Origin of the sequence: Streptomyces sp. SID14478, assembly GCF_010548525.1 — a bacterium.
Taxonomy (GTDB): Bacteria; Actinomycetota; Actinomycetes; order Streptomycetales; family Streptomycetaceae; genus Streptomyces.
In genome coordinates this window covers 1-2,198 of record NZ_JAAGMG010000317.1, presented here as the reverse complement: position 1 = coordinate 2,198, position 2,198 = coordinate 1, and the positions used below count along the sequence as shown (strand labels likewise).

General features: G+C 73.2%; 3 protein-coding genes and 1 pseudogene. 2 read left to right on the top strand and 2 right to left on the bottom strand.

Translation table 11 applies throughout. The features are described from left to right. On the top strand, positions 1 to 459 hold a 459-nt coding region (locus G3I40_RS10800; RefSeq protein ID WP_164301944.1), incomplete at its 5' end, for a YsnF/AvaK domain-containing protein. A gap of 117 nt (positions 460 to 576) precedes the next feature. Continuing rightward, positions 577 to 1,440, top strand: a complete 864-nt coding sequence (locus G3I40_RS10795) for a DNA-formamidopyrimidine glycosylase family protein (RefSeq protein ID WP_164301943.1) — start codon at positions 577 to 579, stop codon at positions 1,438 to 1,440. A 14-nt stretch (positions 1,441 to 1,454) separates the two neighbouring features. On the opposite strand, the gene G3I40_RS10790 is transcribed toward G3I40_RS10795, so the two are convergent. Together G3I40_RS10790 and G3I40_RS10785 are read right to left on the bottom strand one after the other, a co-directional pair. Beyond that, positions 1,455 to 1,844 (bottom strand): RidA family protein, encoded by a 390-nt coding sequence (locus tag G3I40_RS10790; RefSeq protein WP_164301945.1) that lies wholly within the window; start codon positions 1,842 to 1,844, stop codon positions 1,455 to 1,457. A gap of 78 nt (positions 1,845 to 1,922) precedes the next feature. Next, positions 1,923 to 2,198 (bottom strand): annotated as a pseudogene (locus G3I40_RS10785) (hypothetical protein); the annotation flags it as partial.

The following is a 2,198-nucleotide window of genomic DNA, read 5'->3' as shown; positions in this document are numbered from 1 at the left end:
CACGCCGCCGCGGCCGGCCGGGAGCCCGCCATGCGCTCCGCGGCGGGCACCGACGGCAAGGCCGACGAGCTGATCCGCTCCGAGGAGCGCCTGCGGGTCGGGACCGAGGAGGAAGAGGTCGGCCAGGCCCACCTGCGCAAGGTGGTCGTGACGGAGAACGTCACCACCTCCGTCCCCGTGTCGCACGAGGAGGTCCGTGTGGTGCGCGAGCCGATCCGCGAGGGTGAGGCCAAGCGGGCCACCATAGGCGAGGCGGAGACCGAGGTGACGCTGCACGCCGAGAAGCCGGTGGTCCGCAAGGAGGCCGTCCCGGTGGAGCGGGTCCGCCTGGAGACCGAGAAGGTCACGGAGACGCGCGAGGTCTCGGACACGGTCCGCAAGGAGCAGATCGAGTTCGACGACCCCAAGTCCGGCCGGTCCGACCTGCCGGGCGACGGCAAGTCGGGCCCGCGCCACTGACGCGACGGTCCGCCGCGGCACGGCGGGCTCCGGTCACACGACCGGGGCCCGCCGTGCCGTGTGCTGTGCCGACCGCCGCGGGGCGCCGCACGGACGCGTCGATGGCACCCTGGACGTATGCCGGAACTGCCCGAGGTCGAAGCGCTGAAGGACTTCCTCACCGAGCATCTGGTGGGGCACGACCTCATGCGCGTCCTGCCCGTCGCCATCAGCGTCCTGAAGACGTACGACCCGCCGCTCACCGCACTGGAGGGGCACACGGTGACGTCGGTGGCGCGGCACGGCAAGTTCCTCGACCTCGCCACGGACGACGGCCCGCACCTGGTCACCCACCTCGCCCGCGCGGGCTGGCTGCACTGGAAGGACCGGCTCCCCGACGGCCCGCCGAAACCCGGCAAGGGGCCGCTGGCGCTGCGCGTCGCGCTGGAGACCGGCGCGGGCTTCGACCTCACCGAGGCCGGCACGACGAAGAAGCTCGCCGTGTACGTCGTCCGGGACCCCGACGAGGTACCGGGCGTCGCCCGCCTCGGCCCCGACCCCCTCGCCGACGCCTTCGACGAGGCGGCGTTCGCGCAACTGCTCGACGGGGAGCGACGGCAGATCAAGGGCGCGCTGCGCGACCAGTCACTGATCGCGGGCATCGGGAACGCGTACAGCGACGAGATCCTCCACGCGGCCAAGATGTCCCCGTTCAAGCTCGCGTCCAGCCTGACCCCGGACGACCTCCACACGCTGTACGAGGCGCTGCGCACCACGCTCACGGACGCGGTCGAGCGCTCGCGCGGGGTCGCCGCGGGGCGGCTGAAGGCCGAGAAGAAGAGCGGGCTGCGCGTGCACGGACGGGCCGGCGAGCCGTGCCCGGTCTGCGGTGACACGATCCGCGAGGTCAGTTTCAGCGACAGCGCGCTGCAGTACTGCCCCACGTGCCAGACGGGCGGCAAACCGCTCGCGGACCGGCGGATGTCACGGCTGCTGAAGTAGCGGCGCCGCGCACGTCACCAGGGGACGATCGCCATCGCCTCCACCTCGAGGAGCAGCTCGGGCCGGATCAGCCCCGCCACCTGCACCGCCGAACTGGCCGGCGGCCGCTTCGCGTCGATGTGCGCGTCCCGCGCGACCCGCACCTGCGGCAGGATCGCCATGTCCGTGACGAAGTACGTCAGCTTCACGACGTCGGCGAACGAGGCACCGGCCGCCGCCAGACAGCGGCGCAGGTTCTCGAAGACCTGCCGCGCCTGCGCGCCGGCGTCCCCCGGCCCGACCACGGAGCCCTTCTCGTCGAGGGCGATCTGCCCCGACACCAGGACGAGCCGGCCCTCGCCGACGACCACGTGGCTGTAGCCGTTGCCCGGAGCCAGACCGTCGACCGGCGGCATCGCGAACATGCCCTCGTCGTCAGTGACGTCGTCCTGCACAGGAACCCCCTCCAGCGGAACACGAAAGGCCCACCCTAAGCGAGCCGCTCACGGCACCGGCAACCTCAGCAGCAGGCCACCGCCCGACTCGCGCACCTCGAACCGCCGTATTCCGTCCGCCCGTTGCGCGGCCCCGCCCTGCACCTCGGCCCGGTCGCCGCGCACCGTCCAGCTCGCCACCGTCTGCTCGCTGCCGTCCCGGCCCACCGCGACCAGCGTGCACACCCGCGGCCCGCCCGGATCCCGTACGTCCAGGTCGACAGCGGTGCCCCAGCCCCGCTCGTCCGCGGTGAGGGTCGCCGCGACCCCGGACGCCGGATCCCG

Bases quoted from the DNA above. Each gene is read 5' to 3' on its own strand.
- G3I40_RS10790 (WP_164301945.1), bottom strand. From the start codon at position 1,844: ATGTTCGCGATGCCGCCGGTCGACGGTCTGGCTCCGGGCAACGGCTAC.
- G3I40_RS10795 (WP_164301943.1), top strand. From the start codon at position 577: ATGCCGGAACTGCCCGAGGTCGAAGCGCTGAAGGACTTCCTCACCGAG.